Genomic DNA, 22834 nt, shown 5'->3' with positions numbered 1-22834 from the left:
AGGCACCCGCCGAAAAATGCTCCTGCATTTTCGGCGTGTCGGCCATCCATGGCCGGCAAAAAAAAAACCGCATTGCTGCGGTTGTGGGAGTCACGCATGCCAGGCGGTATGGTTCCGCCTTCCTTGTTGTCGTCCGTTGCAGGGGCAGCCGGCCGTGCCGGCCGCCCCTGCGGATGCGCGGGCTACGGCGTGTATGTCGCCGTCAGCGTGATGCCCGATGCCGCGGTGTAGCCATAGATGCGGATGTAGTACGTGCCTGCGGCCGGGGACGACAGCGAGCACGTTTCCGTGTTGCCGCTGGCCCACGAGCGGCAGGTGTAGGTCGACGTGGTCGGTGCGGAGCCGAGCCGCACGTACAGGTCGCCGTCACCGGTTCCGCCGGAGGTCTTCACGGTCAGGTTCGTCTTGCCCGCGGGAACGACGATCGTGTACGTCGTCGAATACGCATTGAGTCCCGCCGAGATGCCGCTGACCGGAACACCGCTGGTGAGCACCGTGCCGCCGCCGCCGGTGGTGTAACTGCCGGTGAGGCTGAGGCCAGTGAAGCTCGCGTACGCGCGCACCATCACGTAGTACGTGCCGACCTGCGGGGCTGCGAACGTGCAGGTCTCGCTCGACGAGCCGGTGTACGGACGGCAGTCGTAGCTCGATGTGGTCGGCGCGCTGCCGAACTTCACGTAGAGGTCGGCGTCACCGTTGCTGCCGGACGTGACGAATGTGAGGTTGCTCGCACCGGCCGGCACGGCCAGCGTGTAGACCGCCGTGTTGTTGCCGCTGGTCGCCGACAGGCCGGTGACCGGAACGCCGTTCGACAGCACCGTGCCACCACCGGACACCGTCACCGACGATGTCTTGGTGTTGGTCGCGCCGCCGTTGTCGGTGACCGTCAGCGAAACGCTGTAGGTGCCGCCCGTCGCGTACGTGTGGCTCGGGCTGGTCGCGGTCGAGGTGCCCGCGTCGCCGAAATTCCACGAGCGCGATGCGATGGTGCCGTCGCTGTCGGTTGAACTGTCGGTGAAGTTCGCGGTGAGGCCGCTCGTCGTGAAGCTGAAGTTCGCGACCGGCGGGACGTTGGTCGGCGAAGTGACCGTGACCGACGTGGTCTTGGTGTTGGTGGCGCCGCCGTTGTCGGTGACCGTCAGCGAGACGCTGTAGGTGCCGCCCGCCGCGTAGGTGTGGCTCGGATTGGTTGCGGTCGAGGTGCCGCCGTCGCCGAACGTCCACGCGCGCGATGCGATCGTGCCGTCGCTGTCGGTCGAGCTGTCGGTGAAGTTCGCGGTGAGGCCGTTGGTCGTCACGCCGAAGTTCGCGACCGGCGCCACGTTGCCGCCACCGCCGCCGCAACCGGCGAACTTGAAGCTGCCGATGCGCGTCTTCCAGCTGAAGCTGCCGTTCGCGGAGTAGTACTCCTGGGTGTACCAGAACGTGCAGTCGTCGACCGGATCGACCGTGAGATCACTGTAGTCGCCCCAGCGATTGCCCGAGCCGGTCTGGCTGCCGCCGCCGTCGAACAGGTGCGTCTCGGTCTGGGTGATCGTGTTGAGCGCGTCGCCGGCGAGTCGGCCCGCGTAGCGCAGCTGCGGATTGATCGTGCTGCTCGATGCGGAGTAGGCGAGCGCGAGGTTGCCCTGGCCGTCCATCGCCGCGCTGCCCATCCAGCGCCAGGTGGTATCGGGTTGGTACGTGCTTTCCTGGAACTTGGTCGGCGTTCCCGAGGTGGCATTGCGCAGTTCGAACCAGCGGATGCCGGCGACGTTGTTCGCCTTGACGGTGTAGTTGCCGACCAGCGATTCATGGTCGCCGAAGTTGCGGTAGGCGAGGCGGAACATCAGGCGGTCGTCGAGGCCGTTGAGGTAGTTAGCCGCGCCGCCCTTGGTCGGCACGCAAGCGGCCGTGGCGCCGCAAGGCTGCGTGTACGCCGCCGCGGCCGGACTGCCGGCGAGCGTGAACGTCGTGTTCGCCGGCGTCACGTAGTCGGCGTGGAAGCGGTAGGTGTTGTATGCGTTGGTGTCGGGGTACTCGACGAACACTTCCGGCGCGCCGGTCGGCGGCAGGGTCGAGCCGTCGAGATCGGCCGGCATCAGCGGCGCGTTGCTCGAGCCTAGCGAGGTCGTCGTTACATAGGCGGCGCTGGTCGCGCCCGCGATCATCGCGGCGCGATCGAATGCGAACGGCTGCGGACGCAGGTACGCCGTGCCCGCTGCGTTGAACACGTTCATCGCCATGTAGTAGCCGTCCGGCCACACGCCGAGATGCGGATAGTCGTAGAACTCCGAACCGAGGTGGTAGCCGTAGCGCTTGTAGCTGCCGGTCGCGTCGGCACTGGTCGACACCGCGATGCATTCGTCGGTGATCGTGCTGCCGCCGGCGAACTGGGTGATGACCCATCGATCGGCGATCTGGTCGTACAGCACGATCGGGTCGCCGTGGCCGGACGTCTCGCAGACGCCGCCGAAGCCGGCCCAGATCGAGGAGGTCGCGCGCGGACCGAGTAGCGAGGCGCCAGTGGTCTTGTCGAACACCTGGTAGCCCGCATTCGTCATCTGCACGTACTGCGTGCGGCCGATTTCGCCGTTGGTGTCGGGCGGCGCGCAGCCACAGGAGCCGACGCCCATGCCGTCGAAGCTGAGGATCGGAGCGGGCATCGCCGCGTTCAGGCCAGGCGCGCCGAGCGCCTGCACGATCGGGTCCTTGCCGTCGACATGGCGACCCGGGATGCGCCAGTTCTCGGCGGCTTCACGTTCGTCCGACGAGCGATCGCTGACGGACCCTTTCCACTCGGGCAGGTAATACAGCGGCAGCGACGTGTCGCTCTGGTAGGACGTGCCGTAGACGATCGTCTGGCCGTGCGCGTTGAGCACGCTGGCAGGCTGGAATTGCGGTGGCAGGCGGTTGTAGTTCGACGCTGTCGCGCTGCCGAGCAGCGACAAACCAGCGAGCGCCGCCGCGGCGAGCAGGCTGCGCCGCAGACCGAGTTCGAAATTCACGATTTTGATCTCCCCATCAAGTACGCGTGGGCAACGCCGCGGCGTGCCGCGGCACCGTCGCAAGCTCCGTTGCTCCCCGGTCGCGTCCGTCCCGCTCGCACCACCCCTCTCTTGGCGGCGCGGGAGACTCGTTCTGCGAAAGATCCTGGCAAGTGCCCGGATCGCGGGTACCGGTCTCGTGTCGGCCTACGACACAAAACAGTCCGACCATAGCACCATGTAACATCCGTCTGGAAGCGGATATCAATGCATCTTGCGACCTATTTCACGAACGGGCGGATGTTGCAGTGCGACATGCTGGGTGCCGGCTCGAAGGCCGATGCGGGAGCGGCGGAAGCCGCGATGCTCCGTGAGCCGGGGCTGCACGAGCGCCCGCTTGCGGGTTGAAGAGCATCGAAGCGGGCGCCGCCGCGGAACCAGTCAAGGCATCGCGGCTGCCGCCGCTGCCACGGACCGGGCTTGGGAGGCCTACCTGCGGTGGTGCGCGAGTTGCTCGACGAGTTCGGCCGGATCGCTGATCGGCGGCAGGCAGGCGGAACCGCGGCAGACGTAGGCGATCCCGCCGACAGCGTGGGATTGCTGCGCGAGGACGCCTGGCAGCCGTGCGGCCGATGGGATGCACCAGCGGTCGATGCCCGCGGCGTCGGCGTGGGCGATCGCAGCGCGCCAGCGCTCCCGCTCGTTCTCGTCCGCACGCAGCACGACGATCGTGCGCGGTTCCAGGTACTCGCCGAGTGCGAGCAACATCGCGCAAGACGCGTGCGGCAACTCCGCGAGCGACGACCATGCGGCGCGCAGGCTGCGCTCGACGGCCTCGAGGTACCGCGTCTCGCCGAGCAGGTGGCCCAACATGAGCAGCGCGCGCGCGGCGATGCCATTGCCGGCGGGCAGCGATTCGTCGATGAATGGCTTCGGGCGTTGCGGCAGCGCTTCGGCATCGTGGGCGGTGAAGAAGAAGCCGCCGCCGTCGCGATCCTCGAAACCTTCGAGCAAGGTGTCGGCCAGCGCGATCGCCCAGTCGAGGTCGCGCTCGCGCCAGCGCAGCTGCAGCAGCGCGAGCAGTGCATCGAGCAGGAACGCGTGGTCGTCGAGATAGGCCGGGAAGCGCGTGCGCCCGCCGGCATGGCTTGCGTACAGGCGGCCATCGAGCCACAGCTTGTCGTGCAGGACGTCGAGCGCGCGCTCGGCTTCGGCAAGCAGCGGAGCGGTTTTCATCCAGCGTGCGGCGCGCGCGGCCCCGCCGATCGCGAGTGCGTTCCACGCGGTCAGGATCTTGTCGTCGAGGCCCGGGCGGACGCGTTGCGCGCGCCGTGCGAGCAGCTTCGCGTTCGCACTGGCGAAGCGCCGTCGTGCCATGTCGATGTCGATGCGCAGATGCACCGCAACCTCGGCGAGCGGTCGCCGCATCCGCAGGTGCCAGGCATGCCCCTCGAAGTTCGGTGGCTGGTCGAGGCCGTAGTACGGCGCGACGAGTGCGTACTCGTCGGCATCCAGCGCGCCGCGCACTTCATCAGGCTGCCAGACGTAATAGCGGCCTTCCTCGCCTTCGGAGTCGGCGTCGTACGAACTCCACAACCCGCCGCCGGGTGCCTGCAGGTCGCGAGCGAGCCAGTCGGCGCAGGCGCTGGCGACCGTCGCGAACGCCGGCTCGTCGAACAGGGCGGAAGCGCGCGCATACAGCGGCAGAAGCTGCGCATTGTCGTACAGCATCTTCTCGAAGTGCGGGATGTCCCATTCCGCATCGACGCAGTAGCGGAAGAAGCCACCGCCGAGATGGTCGGCAAGTCCGCGTTCCGCCATGGCGGCGAGCGTGTGCCGGGCCATCGCGCGCGCGTCGTCGCCGTGCGACAGCAGCAGCTCGATCTCGCTCGCATGCGGGAACTTCGGCCCGCCGCGATGCCCTCCGTTGACCTCGTCGAAACCCTGCGCGATGCGTGCGAGCGCGGATCGGATCGGCGTGTCGTCGAGGTTGCCCGCGTGCGCGTTGCCCTGCGCGTGCTCGGCGAGGAAGCGTGCGAGCGCGCCGTTCTGCGTGCGCATTTCGTCCGGCTTGTCGTCGTGCCATGCGCGCACGCCCTCAAGTACCTGCGCGAACGCCGGCATGTTGTAACGCGGCGTCCTTGGAAAATAGGTCCCGGCGAAGAACGGCACGAGGTCGTCGGCGGTGAGGAACATCGTCAGCGGCCAGCCGCCGCCGCGGCGCGCGAGCGCCTGGTGTGCGAGCTGGTAGACCTTGTCGATGTCCGGCCGTTCCTCGCGATCGACCTTGATGTTCACGTACAGCGCGTTCATCAGGCGCGCGGTGGCCTCGTCCTCGAAGCTCTCGTGCGCCATCACGTGGCACCAGTGGCAGGCGGCGTAGCCGATCGACAGCAGGATCGGCTTGCCTTCGCGGCGCGCGGCGGCGAGCGCTTCGTCGGACCACGGCCACCAGTCGACCGGATTTTCGGCGTGCTGGCGCAGGTAGGGACTCGTTTCGGAGGCGAGGCGGTTCGGCATCGCGCCACAGTGCACTCGCGCGCCGCGCCTGTAAACAACGACGCCCACCGGACTAGACTAGACGTTCCCCAATGCGGACTCGCCCCATGTCGCAGAGCGTGCACGACTTCCACGATGACCCGCGCAATGCGGGCATCCGCATCTGGATCAACGGCACACTGAAAGCACGCGTGGAGGCGATGGTTTCGGTGTTCGACAGCGGCTTCGTGCTCGGCGACGGCGTCTGGGAAGGCTTGCGAGTGGCGGACGGGCATCCATTGTTCCTTGATGCGCATCTCGATCGCCTGTACGAAGGGGCCAAGGCGATCGCGCTCGACATCGGCCTCGATCGGGCGGCATTGACCGATGCGCTGTACGCAACGCTCGCCGCGAACGGCATGACCGATGGCGTGCACCTGCGCCTGATGGTCACCCGCGGCACCAAGCGCACGCCGTACCAGGATCCGCGCGCATCGGTCGGGCCGGCGACGATCGTGATCCTGCCCGAGTTCAAGTTGCCCAAGCCAGAGACGCTGTCGCGCGGCCTGAGCCTGTTCACCGTGCACGTGCGGCGCGGTTTTCCGGACGTACAGGATCCCAAGCTCAACAGCCACAGCAAGCTCAACTGCATCACCGCGTGCATCCAGGCGATCGAGGCCGGCGCCGACGAGGCGCTGATGCTGGATCCGCACGGTTTCGTCGCGACCTGCAACTCGACCCACTTCTTCATCGTGCGCAAGGGCGAGGTGTGGACCTCGAGCGGCGATTACTGCCTCGGCGGCATCACGCGCGCGAACGTGCTGCAGGTGTGTCGCGAAGCGGGCATCCCCGCATTCGAGAAGAATTTCAGCCTGACCCAGGTGTACGGTGCGGACGAGGCGTTCTGCACCGGCACGTTCGCCGGCGTGGTGCCGGTGCGCAGCGTCGACGGGCGCCTGCTCGGCGACGGCAACGCGGGTCCGATGGTCGGACGCCTGCAGGCGCTCTACCGCGAACTCGCAGCGCGCGACGCGGCCGCGAGCGCGGCGCGGCGAAACGCATGAACCCGCTGCGCGTCGCGATGTGGAGCGGTCCGCGCAACCTGTCGACGGCGATGATGCGCGCGTGGGAAAACCGTGGCGACTGCGCGGTCAGCGACGAGCCGCTGTATGCGCATTACCTCGAGGAAACCGGGCTCGATCATCCGGCGCGCGAGGAAGTCATTGCCGCCGGCGAAACCGATTGGCGGCGGGTTGCCGCATCGCTTGCGCACGGCTCATCACCCGGCCAGCGACCGGTCTGGTACCAGAAGCACATGTCGCACCACCTGCTGCCGCACATCGACGTCGGCTGGATCGCGCAGTTGCGCAACGTGCTGCTGATCCGCGATCCGCGCCTCGTGGTCGCCTCGTACGTGAAATCGCGCGCAAGCGTGACGCCGGACGACATCGGCCTGCCGCAACAGGAGCGCCTGTACGAACACCTTGTCGCGCTTGGCGACGTACCGGTTGTCGACGCCGGAGAATTCCTGCGCGCGCCGGAAGGGCACCTGCGTGCGCTGTGCGACTGGCTGGGCATTGCATTCACGCCGCGCATGCTCGCGTGGCCACCGGGTCCGCGCGACAGCGACGGCGTCTGGGCGCCGCACTGGTACGAACGCGTGTGGGCATCGACCGGTTTCGAAGCGGCTCCGGACGAGGTGCCCGCGCTGCAGGGACGCTATGCAGATGTCGCGGAAGCGTGCATGCCGATCTACGAGCGCCTGCGCGAGGTGCGCTTGCGCATCGACGCCTGATGGTCGCTGTGCCCAGATCGAACCCTTCGACTACGCGCTTGCGGCGCTGCGCTCAGGGCAAACGGGGTTTTCGGGGTGGGGAATTCCTGATCCGTTCGCGTTGAGCGCAGCGCGCAACGCGCGCGGAGTCGAAACGCCGGCGTCGGGCGCAACGGCGAACGGCTCTGCGGCGATTAGGTGTCCGGTTGTGGGGCAGGCGTGGACGCGCTACCGTGCGCGGCCTTCGCCTGCGCCGGCCTGCACCGTGACCGATTCGATCGAACTTCCCGCCCTGTACCTCAAGCGGAATGAAGACGCGCGCCTGCGCGCGGGCCACCTGTGGGTGTTCTCGAACGAGGTCGATGTCGCGCGTTCGCCGCTCGGCGCGTTCGAGCCGGGTCAGGCCGTCGCGATCGTCGACTACCGCGACAAGCCGATCGGTGTCGGCTATGTCAATCCGAATTCGCTGATCGCCGCGCGGCTGGTTTCGCGCGGGCTCGATCATGCGCTCGACCGTTCGCTGATCGTGCATCGCCTGAACATCGCGCTCGCGCTGCGCGAGCAGCTGTACCCGCAGCCGTACTACCGGCTGGTCTACGGCGAATCCGATGGCTTGCCGGGCCTCGTGCTCGATCGCTTCGGTGACGTCGTCGTCGGGCAGATCGCGACCGCCGGCATGGAGCGTCTCAAGGACGCGATCACCGACGCGGTGGTGAAGGTGCTCAAGCCGCGGCAGTTGTGGTGGAAGAACGATTCCTCGATCCGCACGATGGAACAACTGCCGGAGTACGCCGATCTCGGCCATGGCGAGTACGGTGGCGAAGTCGTCGCGCGCGAGGGCGACCTCGAGTTCGTGATCGATCCGGTCGGCGGGCAGAAGACCGGCTGGTTCTACGACCAGCGCGAGAACCGTGACCAGCTTGCGCGCCTCGTCAAGGGCAAGCGCGTGCTCGACATGTTCAGCTACCTCGGCGGCTGGGGCCTGCGTGCCGCGGCGTACGGAGCAAGCGAAGTCGTCTGCGTGGATGCATCCGCCGCCGCGGTCGAAGCGACGCAGCGCAACGCCGAGCGCAACGGACTCGCCGAACGCGTGACGGCGATCCGCGCCGACGCGTTCGATCACCTGAAGGCGCTGCGCGAGGCGCGCGAGCGCTACGACGTGGTGATCCTCGACCCCCCGGCGTTCATCAAGCGCAAGAAGGATTTCAAGGAAGGCAGCCTCGCCTACCGACGCCTCGCCGAGCTCGGCATGCAGGTGCTGAGCAAGGATGGCATCCTCGTCACCTGCTCCTGTTCGCACCACATGCCGCGCGCTGCTCTGCTCGACGGTGTGCAGCAGGGTGCGCGCCACCTCGACCGTCAGGTGCAGATGCTGGTCTCGCTGCAGCAGGGGCCGGACCACCCGGTGCATCCGGCGATTCCGGAGACCGACTACCTGAAGGGCTACGTCCTGCGCGTGCTGCCCGCGTAGGGCAGCGCGCACGTACGCGGCTTCCGCATGCGGGGCGCGCGCGTACGGGCATCGATCCGCGTAGGGCGGCACGCGAGCGTGCCGCCGGCCCCGCACGAAGTGCATTGCCCGAACCGCTGCGATGAATCAGTACCCGTCGAGGCCGTCGATGAAGATCGCATCACCCTCGAAGCGCGCGACCGCGAAATCGTAATCGTTCAAGCCGATGCCCGCATCGCGCTGCCATAGGCGCGAACCGGTGAGCACGATGCGACCGCGGTCGATCAGCAGCGCGCCGCCGGTATTGTCGGTCGGCTGCGCATCGTCATGGTGTTCGAACGCGATGGCCTTGACCCAGCTCGGGTTCACGCCGACCGTCGCGAAACTCAGGTCCGCGGTGCCGTCGGCGAGGAAACGGCCGACCCAGAGCAGGCGGTCGGGATCCGCGCTGCCAGGCGCGCTGGCGGTCGAGCCTGAAACGAGGATGCGGTTGGTGTCGAAGTCCACCGCGAGTCCGCCGACGGCGAGGTCCTCGAGCAGGGTTCCCCGCACGTGGTTGCCTTCGTTGCCGAATGCCTGCGCGGGGAACGCGCCGTCGGTCTGCAGGCGCGCCAGGATGAGGTCGGCGCCGGTGTTGTCCGCAGCAGTGCCGGCCATTATGAGGTAGCCGTTGCGGTCGAACTTCAAGCCTCGAACCTGTTCGTCGAAACGCGTCGCCGTCAGCGTGAAGCTGAGCGTGCGCTTGCCCTGGTACGCCTCGCTGCCGGTACAGGCGGTCGCGTTCGGGCAGAACGTGGTATCGAGCGCGCCGCTGCCGCTGTTGATCTTGGCGATCGCGAAATCGTGGTTGGAGAACACGTTCGTGTACGCGTAGCCGCCGACGTAGAGCCACGTACCAGCGAGCAGCAGGGTCGTCGCACCGTCGTCGTCGCCTCCGGCGTGGTTTCCGTCGAGGTCGAAGGCGATCGTCTGGATGCCGTCGCCGCCGCCGAAACCGCTGTCCGGCGCAGCGTCGGTTTCGCGCAGGCGCATCACGAAGAAATCGTAGTCGCCCGTGTCGTTGCGCTGCGCGGATCCGGCAAGGTAGATGTAGCCGGTCTCGGACACCGCGATCGCATTGACGTTGTCATCGCCATTGACCGAATAGTCGACCGGCACGACGCGGCAACCGTCCGGACCGAGCTGCGTGTCCGGCGTGCCGTCGGCGGCGTAGCGGCAGACGAACGGATCCTCGTCGAGCGGGTTCATCGCCTGCCCGCCGACCACGATGCGTCCCGCGAAATCCTTCGCCGCGACCGTCACCGTCGCATTGGCAGGCAGGGGCCGCGTGAGATAACCGCCACTGCCGAAGCCCGCGTCGATCGCCCCATTTGGCAGGAGGCGGGCGAAGGCGACGTGGCCGTAGTCGGCGTAGCCGACGACGGTATAGCGGCCGGCCGCGTCGACGAACGTCGCGACGGCATGGTCGAACCGGCTTGTCGACAGGTCGAACGCGACGGCGCGCTTGCCGTCGCCGTCGAAGCGCAGGTCGAGGTCGCCGTCGCGGGCGGTGCAGACGGCGGCGCCGAGCAACAGGATGGCGGCGATGATCGGGCGGAACATGGCGAAACTCCTCGGGTTTGGGGCCGGTCCACGCGGGCGCGCTCCGTGCGCGCATCGCGACCGTCGCTGGCAGTTACGCAAGCGCGCGGCAAAAGCGGCAATTTGCGATCACGGCGCTCCCACCCGTGCGCGGCCGCCGGCCGTCGGGGGCGTGGCTCGACGGGTGCGACGCGCGAGCGACCCGGCAGGGTTCAACGCGCGATGGGCAGGTGCGCGAGCAGCGCGCGCGTCGCGACGGTCTCGGCATCGTCCCGGCCGAGCTTCGCTTCCTGCACGGCGAGCGCGCGTTCGAGCAGCGGACGCACCTGCGTCGCTGCTTCGCGTTGTGCTTCACGCACGAGTGCGAGTTGCACGAGGCAGGTCGCAGTGCGCGGGCCGTCGGGATAGTCGTCGGTGTCGAACGCGATGAAACAGCGCTCCAGTTGCTCGCGCGCACCGGCGAGGTCGCCGCGTTCGCGCAGCACGCGGCCGAGCAGAGTCGTCGTCCATGGATAGAGCCGCGCGTCACCGTTGTTCGCTTGGGCTTGCAGCGCGACGTTCGCGCGCAGCAGGCGTTCGGCTTCGTCGAGCCGCTGCGTGCGCTCGTACAGCAGCGCGAGCGTATTGATCGGCGATTCCCGTTTGCGTGGCGGATCGAGGCGCTGCGACATCTCGTAGGCCTGCAACAGCAGCGGCTCCGCGGCCGCGAAGTCTCCGGCTTCGAGCAGCGAACCGCCATAGCCGGTCAGCGCCGAGCGCGTGTCCGAATGTTCGGCGCCGTACGCGGCGCGCCAGATGCGCCAGGCTTCGCCGAACGACCGTGCCGCGTCGGTGTAGAGATGCCGGGTGTACTGGCTCACACCCTGGTTGTTGAGCGGCGTGGCGACTTCGGCGTGGTCAGTGCCGAACACCGCGCGTCGTGCTGCGATGTTGCGTTCGAACAGCGCGTCCGATTCGTCGTACTGCGCCGAGTTGGCCAGTGCGAATGCAAGTTCTCCCTCGGTCGACAGCGTGAGCGGATGGCGTTCGCCGTGCACGCGACGATGCAGCGCGTACGCCTCGCGCAGGTGTGCGATGGCCTGTTGCGGCTGCGACACCGCGGCTTCCGCCGCGGCGAGTTCGTGCAGGCGCGACGCGACGATCGGGTCGTCGGCATCGACTTGTCGGGCGAGGGCGAGCGCTTCCGTATGCGCGGCGAGCGCCTCCTCGTTGCACGTCTGCAAGCGGCGCAGGTTGCCGAGCGTGGCGAGCGCGTCCGACAGGTTTGTCGCGCTCGCGCGCGGGTCCGCACGCAGCGCATCGACAACGCGCTCGATGCGCTCGCCGGCCGCGTCGAGGTGGTCCGTCTCCTCGTCGATGCGCACGCGCCGCAGCTCGCCTTCGATGCGCAGCGGGTCGGTCGGCGCGTGCGCGGCGAGCAGGTGCAATGCGGCGTCGGCGCTGGCCGCCGCCGCGTCGTAGCGGCCATCCTCGAATTGCGCTTCGGCAAGGCGCAGCCACGCGCGCGCGAGCTCGTCGTCGTCGCGGTCGGGACGCGCGAGCAGCGCATCGCGTGCCTGCTCGAGCAGCGCGATGCCACGTGCATCGTCGCCGAGCGACGTGTAGATCGCGCCGAGGTCGGACAGCAGTGCGCCGCGCACCGCGGGCTGGTCGGCGAGGCCGGTCTCGGCGCGCCGTGCGCCGAGGTCGAGCACCTCGCGCAACGGCACGTCGCGGCCACGCGCCTGGTCGGGATCGACGGCGGCGAACAGTCCGGTCGTGAACTCGCGCACTGCGCGCGCAGTTTCCGCGTTGCGCGTGGCGATCCGCGCTTGCCACAAGGTCGCGCCGATCCCGGCCACCGCCGTCACGCAGAGCAGCACGCTGGCGGCGAGGCCGATCCGATGGCGTCGCGCGAACTGCATGAGCCGACGCCAGGGCGGCGTTGGGCGGCTCAGCAGCGGACGCCGTTCGAGCCACGCGCGCAGGTCCGCGGCGAGGGCGTCCACGCTGGCATGGCGTTGCTCGGGGGACTTCGCGAGTGCGATCGAGCAGATCCGCGCGAAGTCGGCGTCAAGCGCGGAACGCAGGCCTGCCGGCGTGGTGCCGCGCGCGGCGGCGAGTGCGGCGGCATCCGCATTGGCCCGGTTCAGCGCGCGCGCGGGTCGCTCCGGCTCCTGTTCGAGGACCGCTTGCGCGATCGCCTGCCGCGTGGCCGCGGGTGTCCGGTACGGCAGGAGGCCGGTTGCCAGCTCGAACAGCAGCACGCCGAGCGCATAGACGTCGGTCGCAGTCGACACGGCTTCCCCGCGCACCTGTTCCGGCGCCGCGTAGGTCGGCGTCATCAGCAGCATGCTGGTTGCGGTCGATCCGGTGTCGTCGTCCTCGAGCAGCTTGGCGATGCCGAAGTCGAGCAGCTTGACGCAACCCTGGTCGTCGACGAGCACGTTCGCGGGCTTGAGATCGCGATGCACGACGAGGTTGCGATGCGCCCAGGCGACGCCTTCGAGCACATCGAGGAACAGGCGCGCGCGCGCGCGCAGCGGCAGCGCGCGCGCGTCGCACCAACGGTCGATCGGCTCGCCTTCGACGTACTCGAGCGCGAACCACGGGCGGCCGCCTTCGTCGACGCCGCCGTCCAGCAGGCGTGCGATGCGGTCGTGCGCGAGGCGCGCCAGGATGCCGCGCTCGCGCCGGAAGCGCGCGCGGGCCTCGGCTCCGTCGAGGCCGCCGCGCACGCGCTTGAGCGCGACCTGCTGCTCGAAGCCGGGTTCGTCACGGCGTGCAAGCCAGACGATGCCCATGCCGCCGCGACCGAGTTCGCGCACGATGCGGTACGGGCCGATCCTTGCGGGCGGCGCGTCGACGTCGTCGATGCCGGCGGCGAACAACGGCGCGCCCCAGGCGGCCGCACCGCCGTCGAGCGGTGCGGACAGCTCGTGCGCGGCGAGCAAGGCCTCGACTTCTGCGCGCACCGCGGGTGGCACCGTCGTTCCGTCTCCGAGCAGGCGCGTTCGTGCTGCGGGCGTGGAGTCGAGGCAGGCGTCGAACAGCGCCTTCACTTGCGGCCAGTCGCGATGCACGTGCGCTTCCTTCGGCGAGTCCTGGACTACGTGTTACGCAATCGGGCGCTCGAACCGGCGAATTCGTCGCCGAGGCCGAGTTCGCGCGCGAGGACCGCGCGCGCGAGAGCCCAGTCACTGCGCACGGTGCGCTCGGACAGATCGAGTTCGGCGGCGATCTCGGTGAACGTGAAGCCGCCGAAGAAGTGCCATTCGACGACCTTCGCGGCGCGCTCGTCGTGTTCGGCCAGCCGATCGAGCGCGTCGTCCACGAGCAGGAGTTCTTCCGCGCGCCGATCGGCGATCTCGTGTGCGTCGTCCAGCCCGGTGTGTGCCTCGCGCCCGCCGCGCTTGTCGGCGAGCCGGCTGCGTGCCTGGTCGACGAGGATCTGGCGCATCGCGCGCGCAGCGAGGCTGAAGAAGTGGGCACGACTCGCGAGCGCTCCCGCGTGGTGCGCAGCGAGTTTTGCGTAGGCTTCGTGCACGAGCGCGGTGGTATTGAGCGTCGCGCCGGGGTTGCGGCGCAGCTCGGCTGCGGCGATGCGCTTGAGGTCAGCGTAGATCTGCTCGAAGGCAGCTTCGCGTGCGGACGCGTCGCCGCCCTGCGCGCGGTTCAGCAGCTCGGTGAGATCCGTCTGGGCCATTCTTGCTTCCCCTCCGCGCAGGTTAGCACGGGCCCTCGAGGGCCGGAACCACGCGACGGACGGGCGTCGATCGGTCGCTCCACGCGGATGCGTTGGCGGAGCCAACCGGGCACAATGCGCGCCTGCCGTCAGATCGCCTTCCCGTGTCCCACTACTTCGTCGACATCGACCCCATCGCGTTCTCGCTCGGCCCGGTGCAGGTGCACTGGTACGGCATCATGTACCTGCTCGGTTTCGGCATTGCCTGGTGGCTCGGCCAGCGCCGACGCGCCGAGGGGCGGCTGCCCGTCACGCGCGACGAGTTCTCGGACCTGTGCTTCTACCTGATGCTCGGCGTGATCCTCGGCGGCCGCATCGGCTACATGCTGTTCTACAACACGGCCGAGCTGATCGCGCATCCGCTCAGCCTGATTCGCGTTTGGGAAGGCGGCATGTCGTTCCACGGCGGCCTGCTCGGCGTGCTGGTCGCAGGCCTGGTCTGGACGCGTCGTCGCAAGCTCAATTATTTCGACACGATCGATTTCGTCGCGCCGCTGGTGCCGATCGGGCTCGGTCTCGGGCGGCTCGGCAACTTCATCGGCGGCGAGTTGTGGGGGCGGCATACCGACCAGCCGTGGGGCATGATCTTTCCACGCGCACTCGACGCGCTCGACAAGACGCGAGACGAACTGCATGCGATCTATCTCGCCGGCGCGTTGAACAACGAGGCACGGCACCCGTCCCAGTTGTACGAGTTCACCCTTGAGGGCATCGTGCTGTTCACGGTGCTGTGGCTGTATTCGCGCAAGCCGCGGCCGCGCTATGCGGTGTCGGGCCTGTTCGCATTGCTGTATGGATGCTTCCGTTTCTGCGTCGAGTTCGTGCGCGAGCCGGATGTGCAGCTCGGATTCCTCGCATTCGACTGGCTCACGATGGGGCAGATCCTGTCGCTGCCGTTGATCGCGGTTGGTCTGTTCCTGTTGTGGCGGTCGCGCTTCGCACCGACGCTCGTGCCGCCGCCGGCCGCGAGCATGTCGCAGCCCGTTCCCGAGAGAAAGGCCGCCTGATGCGCGCGTACCTCGACCTGCTGCGCCACGTGCTCGAACACGGCAGCGAGAAGGCCGACCGCACCGGCACCGGCACGCGCAGCGTGTTCGGCTGGCAGATGCGCTTCGATCTTGCGCAGGGTTTTCCGCTCGTCACGACCAAGAAGCTGCACCTGAAGTCGATCGTGCACGAGCTGATCTGGTTTCTGCGTGGCGAGACGAACGTGCGTTACCTGAAGGACAACGGCGTCTCGATCTGGGACGAGTGGGCCGATGCGGATGGTGAGCTGGGTCCGGTATACGGCCGGCAATGGCGTTCGTGGGCATGCCCGGATGGGCGCGTGGTCGACCAGATCGCATGGGTGGTGGATGAGATCCGCCGCAATCCCGACTCGCGGCGCCTGATCGTCAGCGCCTGGAACGTCGCCGACCTGCCGAAGATGGCGCTGCAGCCGTGCCACACGATGTTCCAGTTCTATGTCGCCGATGGAAAGCTGTCGTGCCAGTTGTACCAGCGCTCGGGCGACATCTTCCTCGGCGTGCCGTTCAACATCGCCAGCTACGCGTTGCTGACGCAGATGGTTGCGCAGGTCTGTGGTCTCGCGCCGGGCGATTTCGTGCACACGCTGGGCGACGCACATTTGTACTGCAACCATTTCGACCAGGCGCGCGAGCAGCTTTCGCGCGAGCCGAAGGCGCTGCCAAGGCTCGTGCTCAATCCCGACGTGCGTTCGCTGTTCGATTTCCGCTACGAGGATGTCGCGATCGTCGACTATGCGCCGCACCCGGCGATCAGGGCACCGGTCGCGGTGTAGCTCCGCAGTCGCGCGTGCAGCGGAAGTACGCCGCCGCGCCCGCATAGTGGCCCGTCATGCGGAAATGTCGCAGCGCGTTGCCGCCACGCCTGCCTGTCCATGAGCCGGAGATGCTCCGTTTCGGTGCCGTCGGATTCGGCGCGCAATGCCGGAAGTCACCGCGTTCCGCTGACAACTGCCATCGCGCGCGTCAGAATAGGCGGATGAGGATTTCCCTGGTTGCCGCGCTCGATCACAATCACGCCATTGGTCGCGATGGCGCGATGCCATGGCATCTGCCGGACGATCTGAAACGGTTCAAGGCGCTCACACTGGGCAAGCCGGTGTTGATGGGCCGCAAGACCGCGCAGGCGATCGGCCGCGAATTGCCGGGCCGCACCAACCTCGTGCTCACGCGCGCGGGCACCGCGCCGTTCGTCGGCCAGCGTGTCGTTCATTCGCTCGATGCAGCGATCGATGCTGCGCTGGGTGCCGACGAGCTCGCCGTAATCGGCGGCGGCGAAGTCTATGCGCTGGCGTTGCCGCGCGCGACACATCTGCATCTGACCTGGATCGATGCTGCCACTCCGAACGCCGACGCGCATTTTCCGCAACTCGATCCGCGCGACTGGACGGAAACGTCGCGCGAGCACCGTGCGGCGGATGCGAAGCATGCGTTCGCGATGGATTTCGTCGACTACGAGCGCGCCGCGCTTCGCTGATCGTCAACGCGAACGGCAGGACGGGCTGTCGCGAAGATGCGCGCTCAGGAACGCGAGCGTACGCATTCGATAGTCGTTGCCGGCGAACGCGGCAAGGTCGACATGGCCCGCGCCAGGCACACTCCAAAACTGTTTTGGTTCATGCGCCGCTGCGAACAGCGCCTGCGATTGCTTGAGTGGAGTGCGCGTATCGACCTCGCCTGCGAAGATCGAGACGGGGGTGCCGACATCGGAGATGTGGTCTATAGGGCGGAGTTGGTCGGCGTCGATGCCGAGTCGCCATTCCGCTTCGACACGGAGCAGCGGCGCGAGCCAGCTACCTGGCCAGCCGAGGTAGGCGCGAAGGCGCGCCTCGAGCGCGGCATCGATCGTCGGATACACCTGTTCGAGCTGGAGCGCGTCGATGAGGAGCCGCGGGCGCGCCAGGATCGCCGCAGCGCCACCCATCGACGTTCCGATCGCGCCGATGCGCTCGCCCGGAGCGCGCGACCGCAGCAGCGCGATCGCAGCGCGGGCGTCCATGCTTTCGCGCAGGCCGAACGTGATCGCATCACCATCGCTTTCGCCATGCGCCCGGAAGTCGAACAGCAGCACCGTGTAGCCCGCTTGCGACAACCAGCGTGCGCGGTCGACCATGGCGGTTCGATCCGCGTGTACGCCATGCAGCAGTGCGACCGAACCGCAGCCAGGGGTGCCGCGCATGAGCCAGCCACGGACCGCAACGCCATCAGCGGTTGTGAATACGACGTCTTCAGACCGGAGGTCGGGCGGCGCGGCTGCGATCGCATGCGTTTGCGGGCGACACAGCAGAACGACGACGAACCAGCCAGCGCTTGCCAGCAGGAGGCTGGTGATGGCGATGCCGATCACGACGTGCCTGATCGCGCGCATGCGAAGACCGATTGCGAGTTTGGCGGGCTGAGAGTATCCGCGATCGGAGTCTCGATAGCGGGCTTCCCGACACGCGGAAGCCCGCGACCGTTCAGCGCATGCCGCCGGACACCAGCAGCGATTCGCCGGTCATCCAGCCGGAGTCGGCCGAAGCGAGGAATACCGCGATCGACGCGATGTCCGCGGGCTGGCCGAGTCGCCCCAGCGGCGTCTGCGCGACGATCTGCTTCTCGAAGTCGCTACCGATGATGCCCGCTGCGTGCGTGCCCTCGGTTTCGACGCCGCCGGGATTGATTGAATTCACGCGGATGTTGCGTCCAGCGAGTTCGTGGGCAAGCACGCGCGTGACGACGTCGACAGCGCCCTTGGTCGCCGAGTAGATCACGCTGTGCGCCGGCGCCGAGGTGCTGGCGACCGAGCCGACGTTGATGATGGTGCCACCCTGTCCATCGAACAGCGCGACTGCCTCGCGCGCGGCGAGGATCGTGCCCAGCACATTGGTGCCGAACTGGCGGTTGAATTCCTCTTCATTGGCGTCCTCGAGCGGCGCGAAGCGGTAGACGCCGGCGTTGTTGACGAGGATGTCGAGCCGGCCATAAGCCTGCTTCGTCTCGGCGAACAATCGTTGCACGTCGGTGCTGCGCGCGACGTCGGCCTGGATCGCGATGGCCTTGCCGCCTGCCGCCTGGATCGCGGCGACGACGCGCTCGGCGTCCGGCTTGCTGGATGCGTAGTTCACCACCACCGCGGCGCCTTCGGCGGCCAGGCTCTTCGCGATCGCGGCACCGATACCCTTCGAGGCGCCCGTGACGACGGCCACCTTTCCTTTCAGCTTGCTCATTGGGGTCATGTCCTGTTGTTTGATGATTAGATGAACGTCTAATCGTCAAACGACGTGCGGACGGCCTCGCCGGCTTCAAGGGGAGGATTCAGATTTTTTCCAGCTGGTCCAGGTAGGCGCGCAGGACGTCACGCTGCAGGGTAAGGTTTGCGAACTTGCCGTCGCGCGTGATGCGGATCAGTCCGGCAGTCTCGAGTTCCTTGAGGTGGTGCGAGAACGTCGCCGCACTCACTGGATGCTTCTGCAACAGGCAGCTGCATTGCATAGGTTGCTCCGACGCACCGAGCTGCTTGAGGATCTGGTAGCGACGCGGTTCCGCCAATGCGCGCGCGATGCGTTCGAACTGTCTTTCGGCGAGGCGGACGGGTCTGGCGGCAGGCATCGCGCGGGACTCAATCCATTTCCTTGCCCGGTGCCGGCTTGCGATCGGACTTGATCGTGACGTACTCGGGTTCCTCGGTGTCGAGACGCAGAGCGGTCAGCCAGCCGCCCCAGACGCAACCAGTGTCGATCGCGTGCACGCCGAGGCCGGCGAAGCGGCCGAGCGTGGACCAGTGGCCGCAGACGATCCTGAGGTCGCGCTTGACCTGGCCCGGTACTTCGAACCATGGATACAGGCCGGGGCGCTGCGTGCCCGGTGCGCCCTTGTCGGCGAAACCGATGCGACCGCGCACATCGCAGTAGCGCATGCGCGTGAACACGTTGATGCCGGCGCGCCAGCGGTCGATGCCGCGCAGCTTCGGCGTCCACAGGTCCGGCTTGTTGCCGAACAGCTGCTTCATGAGGCGACGGTAGCCTTCGCCGCGAAGCTTGTCCTCGATCTCCCGCGCGAGTTCTTCCGCCTGTGCGATGGTCCAGCGCGGAAACAGCCCGGCATGCACCATGGCGCAGCCAAGCGTGCGGTCGACGTGCAGCAATTTCTGCTGGCGCAGCCAGCCGAGCAGTTCGTCGCGGTCCGGCGCGAACAGGATCTCGCGCAGTTCCGGGTTCACGCGCGCCTGGTCTTCGCGCTTGCGCTCGGCGATCGCCAGCAGCGAGAGATCATGGTTGCCGAGCGAGACGATCGCGCGCTCGCCGAACGCCTTCACCGTGCGCAGCACCGCGAGCGACTGGCCGCCGCGGTTGACGAGGTCGCCGCAGAACCACAGCGTGTCGTTCGCCGGATCCAGGCGCAGCTTGTCGATGAGGCGAGTCAGTTCGTCGTGGCAACCTTGCAGATCACCGATGGCCCAGACCGCCATCAGTGCAGGGTCCGCGGGATCGACAGCACGAACGCGGGGATCAGCGCATCGAAGTGGGTGCCGTCGTCGGCGATCATCTGGTAGCTGCCGTGCATTGTGCCGAGTGCGGTCTCGAGCACGGCGCCAGAGGTGTATTCGTAGTCGTCGCCTGGACGCACCCACGGTTGTTCGCCGACCACGCCGTCGCCGCGTACCTCGTGCACCTTGCCATTGCCGTCGGTGATGACCCAGTGGCGTGACAGCAGGCGCGCGCCGACCGAGCCCTCGTTGACGATCGTGATCGTGTAGGCGAACGCGTAGCGGTTGTCCCCGGGCGCCGACTGGTCGTCGAGGAAGCGGGTATTGACCGAAATCGTGATGTCGTAAGGCTTTCTGCCGCTCATGGGGTCGGATTGTCGGGGAGGCCGGCGATACGGGCAAGCTCGACGAATGCGGCCGGGGCAAGCTGTTCGGCCCGGGCCCGCGGATCGACGCCGGCGCGGGAGATCTGTTCAGGTGTGAGCAGGCCGTACAGGGCGTTGGAGAGCGTCTTGCGGCGCTGGCCGAAAGCGGCCTTCACGACGCGTTCGACCATCGCCGGGTTCGCGTCATGGCGCTCGTGCGGTGCGCGCGGGAGCAGGCGCACGACCGCCGAGTCCACCTTCGGCGGCGGACGGAACGCCGCCGGCGGCACTTCGATCAGTGGTTCCACCCGGCAGGCGAGCTGCAGCATGACCGACAGGCGTCCATAGACCTTGCTGCCCGGCGCCGCCGCCATGCGCTCGACGACCTCCTTCTGCAGCATGAAGTGCATGTCGTGGATCGCATCGAGCTGTTCGATGCAGTGGAACAGGATCGGCGAGGAGATGTTGTATGGCAGGTTGCCGACCACGCGCAGCGGCGCGCCGTCGGCAAGCCGGCGCAGGTCGACCGACAACACGTCGGCGTTTACGATCTCCAGCTCGCCGACGCCTTGCGCGGCCGCGTGCAGGCGCGGAATCAGGTCGCGGTCGAGCTCGATCACGGTGAGCCGGCCGAGCGCACGCAGCAGCGGCAGGGTCAGCGCGCCGTCGCCGGGTCCGATCTCGACGACGCGCTCGCCCGGTTTCGGCGCAACCGCCTGCACGATGCGTGCGAGCACGTTCGCGTCGTGCAGGAAGTGCTGGCCGAAGCGTTTCTTGTGTACGTGGCGATCATTCATGCGCGCATCGTAGCGGATCGCGCCGGCGACCAAACCCGCGTCGAAGTCGAGCGTGCCCGGCTGTGGCTGCTAGGCGGCGAATTCAGGATACGGCGAAAGCAGGCTGGCGAGTTCGCGCACGACCGCATCGGCGCGTGTTCCCGGCGGCGTTCGCGCATCCGCGCGGCGCAACACGAAAAAGCTCTTGCGCGCGGGTGCATAGCCGGCGAAGAAGCCGCCCAGGACGGCGTGCATGCGGCGTTCGACCTCGCGGTCGCGGACCAATCCGTTGGCTTCGAGCCGGTTTTCCCACCAGGAGGGGCTGGCCCAGATCAGGTGGCCGTGCAGCGGCCAGCCGAGCGCGTCGCAATGCAGGTGTCGCCAGTAGACCGATGGCCCAGCGCTCCTCCATTGCGGGAGATGCGGCGGAGCGACTTCGCCGAACACGTCGTCGGTGCCGAACATCGGCGAGTTGAGCAGCAGGTATCCCTCCTGGTCGAGCAGGCTGACGATTCTTTCCAGATAGCGATCGAGCCGGGTGGGATTGAGATGCTCGAGAATATCCATTGCGAGGACGACGTCGAACGGGCCTTTGAGGTCCAGTGACAACAGGTCGCCGAAGCGAATCCGGCTGCGGATCGACGGATACGCGAGCACGAATGCCAGGTGGCTGAGGTCGATTCCGGTAACGTCGATGCCGCGCTCGTGCAGCAGGGACAGCACCGTGCCGGTGAAGCAGCCGATTTCGAGGCAATTCCGCGCACCGAGGCCGGCGACAGTCGACGCGATGACCTGCTTGTCAAGATCGATCGTCGGCGACCATACGCCGAAACTGTCGTAGTACCGGTGCTCGCCGATCTGGCCTTCGATCCAGTCGAAGCCGTCGTCGTCTTCCAGGGCGAGCACGCACGTGCCGTCTTCGAGGCGCTGGTAGCGTGCGGGAAACTCGGCACTGAGGTCAGGCAACTGCGATGGCGGAACGCGCAGCAATCCGCTCTTCTTGACGAATTCGTCGGAACTGGCGACTCCCTTCGCGATCTCCGCCAGCGGCGCGCCAGCACGCATCGCGGCCACGTTGCCGCGCAGGCCGCCTGCATCGGGCTCGCGCTCGAGAAGCCCCCGGTAGAGCTCCGTGACGAGTTCCTCGGCCGTGGGCGTGCTTGCCGACATGCCTCGCAGGATGCGCGTGAATGACTTGATCATGGTTCCTTCCCGTTGGCGAGCCGCAATGCGAGGCGCGTGGCGGCGAACAGGCTGCCCGGATCGGCGCGGCCCGTGCCGGCGAGGTCGAGGGCAGTGCCGTGGTCGACCGAGGTGCGCAGGTAGGGCAGGCCGAGCGTGACGTTGACCGCGTCGCCGAAGCCGGCGTGCTTGAGCACGGGCAGGCCCTGATCATGGTACATCGCGAGCACGGCGTCGTAGCGTTCGAGTTGCGTCGGCACGAATGCGGTGTCGGCCGGGATCGGGCCCTGCACGTCGAAGCCGGCCGCGCGCAGTTGCATGATCGCCGGTGCGATGGTGTCGATTTCCTCGCGCCCGAGGTGACCTCCCTCGCCCGCGTGCGGGTTGAGGCCGAGCACGGCGATGCGCGGTGCGGCGATGCGGAAGCGCGTGATCAGGTCGTCGCACAGGATGCGCAGCGTGCGCACGAGGCCCGTGCGCGTGATCGCCGTAGGTACCGCGGCCAGCGGTAGATGGGTGGTCGCGAGCGCTACGCGCAGGTCGCCACCGGCGCGCGCGCCGCCTTGTGCGGTGAGCATCATCACGACCTCGCATCCGGCGCGCGCGGCGAAGAATTCGGTGTGGCCGGTGAACGGGACGCCGGCATCGTTGATCACGCCCTTGTGCACCGGCGCGGTCACGATCGCATCGAACTCGCCGCTGCTCGCGCCGTCGGCCGCACGCGCGAGCGTCGCCAGCACGTAGCCCGCGTTGCGTGGGTCGAGCCGGCCCGGCACGCTTGGCTCCGACAGCGTGAAGGCGCACATGCGCAATGTTCCCGGCGCGCGTGCTGCGACGGTTTCGGCAGGATCGTAGGCGCGCAGGTCGAGTGCGACGCCGGTCGCACGCGCGCCGGCCGCAAGCAGGTCTGGATCGCCGATCGCAACGAGGTCGGCGGCAATATCGCTCGCGGCGAGCCTGGCGATCAGCTCGGCGCCGATGCCGGCGGGTTCGCCGGCGGTCAGCGCGATGCGCGGCAGCGTGCGGGAGTTCATTTCGCGCGCCG

The 22834-nt window shown here is 67.9% G+C and carries 20 protein-coding genes; 7 read left to right on the top strand and 13 right to left on the bottom strand.

All coding sequences use genetic code 11. The features are described from left to right. Positions 1 to 182: 182 nt before the first annotated feature. Entirely contained in the window at positions 183 to 2987 is a 2805-nt protein-coding gene (locus ACILRJ_RS10585; protein WP_395683152.1) for a pre-peptidase C-terminal domain-containing protein, read from the bottom strand. A 246-nt stretch (positions 2988 to 3233) separates the two neighbouring features. Between ACILRJ_RS10585 and ACILRJ_RS10580 the strand changes: the two genes are divergently transcribed. Next, a complete protein-coding gene (locus tag ACILRJ_RS10580) occupies positions 3234 to 3374 on the top strand; it encodes a hypothetical protein (protein ID WP_395683151.1) in 141 nt (46 codons plus the stop codon). Between the two features lie 81 nt (positions 3375 to 3455). Here the strand turns inward: ACILRJ_RS10580 and ACILRJ_RS10575 are convergent, their stop codons facing one another. Further along, positions 3456 to 5486: a thioredoxin domain-containing protein gene (locus tag ACILRJ_RS10575; RefSeq protein ID WP_395683150.1), complete on the bottom strand. Its 2031-nt coding sequence runs from the start codon at positions 5484 to 5486 to the stop codon at positions 3456 to 3458. 86 nt (positions 5487 to 5572) lie between these two features. On the opposite strand from ACILRJ_RS10575, the gene ACILRJ_RS10570 reads away from it, so the two are divergent. From ACILRJ_RS10570 to ACILRJ_RS10560, 3 genes are all read left to right on the top strand, one after another. Further along, positions 5573 to 6508: an aminotransferase class IV gene (locus tag ACILRJ_RS10570; RefSeq protein WP_395683149.1), complete on the top strand. Its 936-nt coding sequence runs from the start codon at positions 5573 to 5575 to the stop codon at positions 6506 to 6508. Then, positions 6505 to 7239 (top strand): hypothetical protein, encoded by a 735-nt coding sequence (locus ACILRJ_RS10565; RefSeq protein ID WP_395683148.1) that lies wholly within the window; start codon positions 6505 to 6507, stop codon positions 7237 to 7239. The genes ACILRJ_RS10570 and ACILRJ_RS10565 overlap by 4 nt, the downstream gene beginning before the upstream one ends. Positions 7240 to 7495: 256 nt before the next feature. Next, positions 7496 to 8689 (top strand): class I SAM-dependent rRNA methyltransferase, encoded by a 1194-nt coding sequence (locus ACILRJ_RS10560; RefSeq protein ID WP_395683516.1) that lies wholly within the window; start codon positions 7496 to 7498, stop codon positions 8687 to 8689. 126 nt (positions 8690 to 8815) lie between these two features. Here the strand turns inward: ACILRJ_RS10560 and ACILRJ_RS10555 are convergent, their stop codons facing one another. The 3 genes from ACILRJ_RS10555 to ACILRJ_RS10545 form a co-directional block, all read right to left on the bottom strand. After that, positions 8816 to 10270: a hypothetical protein gene (locus ACILRJ_RS10555; RefSeq protein ID WP_395683147.1), complete on the bottom strand. Its 1455-nt coding sequence runs from the start codon at positions 10268 to 10270 to the stop codon at positions 8816 to 8818. A 191-nt stretch (positions 10271 to 10461) separates the two neighbouring features. Beyond that, on the bottom strand, positions 10462 to 13311 hold the full coding sequence (locus tag ACILRJ_RS10550) for a protein kinase domain-containing protein (RefSeq protein WP_395683146.1): 2850 nt from the start codon (positions 13309 to 13311) through the stop codon (positions 10462 to 10464). Between the two features lie 26 nt (positions 13312 to 13337). Next, positions 13338 to 13934 carry an ECF-type sigma factor gene (locus ACILRJ_RS10545; protein WP_395683145.1) on the bottom strand — a complete coding sequence of 199 codons (597 nt, stop codon included), beginning with the start codon at positions 13932 to 13934 and terminating at the stop codon, positions 13338 to 13340. 143 nt (positions 13935 to 14077) lie between these two features. On the opposite strand from ACILRJ_RS10545, the gene lgt reads away from it, so the two are divergent. The 3 genes from lgt to ACILRJ_RS10530 all read left to right on the top strand — a co-directional run bounded on the left by lgt (position 14078) and on the right by ACILRJ_RS10530 (position 16475). Further along, positions 14078 to 14980 carry a prolipoprotein diacylglyceryl transferase gene (gene lgt, locus ACILRJ_RS10540; protein WP_395683144.1) on the top strand — a complete coding sequence of 301 codons (903 nt, stop codon included), beginning with the start codon at positions 14078 to 14080 and terminating at the stop codon, positions 14978 to 14980. After that, entirely contained in the window at positions 14980 to 15774 is a 795-nt protein-coding gene (locus ACILRJ_RS10535; protein WP_395683143.1) for a thymidylate synthase, read from the top strand. The genes lgt and ACILRJ_RS10535 overlap by 1 nt, the downstream gene beginning before the upstream one ends. 203 nt (positions 15775 to 15977) lie before the next feature. Next, a complete protein-coding gene (locus ACILRJ_RS10530) occupies positions 15978 to 16475 on the top strand; it encodes a dihydrofolate reductase (RefSeq protein ID WP_395683142.1) in 498 nt (165 codons plus the stop codon). Positions 16476 to 16478: 3 nt separating this feature from the next. Here the strand turns inward: ACILRJ_RS10530 and ACILRJ_RS10525 are convergent, their stop codons facing one another. The 8 genes from ACILRJ_RS10525 to pdxA all read right to left on the bottom strand — a co-directional run bounded on the left by ACILRJ_RS10525 (position 16479) and on the right by pdxA (position 22823). Continuing rightward, a complete protein-coding gene (locus ACILRJ_RS10525; protein WP_395683141.1) occupies positions 16479 to 17366 on the bottom strand; it encodes an alpha/beta hydrolase in 888 nt (295 codons plus the stop codon). 91 nt (positions 17367 to 17457) lie between these two features. Further along, positions 17458 to 18207 (bottom strand): SDR family NAD(P)-dependent oxidoreductase, encoded by a 750-nt coding sequence (locus tag ACILRJ_RS10520; protein ID WP_395683140.1) that lies wholly within the window; start codon positions 18205 to 18207, stop codon positions 17458 to 17460. A gap of 88 nt (positions 18208 to 18295) precedes the next feature. Beyond that, positions 18296 to 18589, bottom strand: coding sequence for an ArsR/SmtB family transcription factor (locus ACILRJ_RS10515; RefSeq protein WP_395683139.1), 294 nt, complete (start codon positions 18587 to 18589; stop codon positions 18296 to 18298). A 10-nt stretch (positions 18590 to 18599) separates the two neighbouring features. Then, positions 18600 to 19448, bottom strand: coding sequence for a symmetrical bis(5'-nucleosyl)-tetraphosphatase (locus ACILRJ_RS10510; RefSeq protein WP_395683138.1), 849 nt, complete (start codon positions 19446 to 19448; stop codon positions 18600 to 18602). Beyond that, positions 19448 to 19831 (bottom strand): Co2+/Mg2+ efflux protein ApaG, encoded by a 384-nt coding sequence (gene apaG / locus ACILRJ_RS10505; RefSeq protein WP_395683137.1) that lies wholly within the window; start codon positions 19829 to 19831, stop codon positions 19448 to 19450. Before apaG ends, ACILRJ_RS10510 begins: the two co-directional genes overlap by 1 nt. Further along, positions 19828 to 20628 (bottom strand): 16S rRNA (adenine(1518)-N(6)/adenine(1519)-N(6))-dimethyltransferase RsmA, encoded by an 801-nt coding sequence (gene rsmA, locus ACILRJ_RS10500; protein WP_395683136.1) that lies wholly within the window; start codon positions 20626 to 20628, stop codon positions 19828 to 19830. Before rsmA ends, apaG begins: the two co-directional genes overlap by 4 nt. 69 nt (positions 20629 to 20697) lie before the next feature. After that, positions 20698 to 21810, bottom strand: a complete 1113-nt coding sequence (locus ACILRJ_RS10495) for a methyltransferase domain-containing protein (RefSeq protein WP_395683135.1) — start codon at positions 21808 to 21810, stop codon at positions 20698 to 20700. After that, a complete protein-coding gene (gene pdxA, locus ACILRJ_RS10490; protein WP_395683134.1) occupies positions 21807 to 22823 on the bottom strand; it encodes a 4-hydroxythreonine-4-phosphate dehydrogenase PdxA in 1017 nt (338 codons plus the stop codon). The genes ACILRJ_RS10495 and pdxA overlap by 4 nt, the downstream gene beginning before the upstream one ends. Positions 22824 to 22834: the final 11 nt, after the last annotated feature.

It is taken from the genome of Dokdonella sp. (assembly GCF_044227025.1).
Lineage (GTDB): Bacteria > Pseudomonadota > Gammaproteobacteria > Xanthomonadales > Rhodanobacteraceae > Dokdonella_A.
This window is presented reverse-complemented; position numbering and strand designations above follow the sequence as displayed.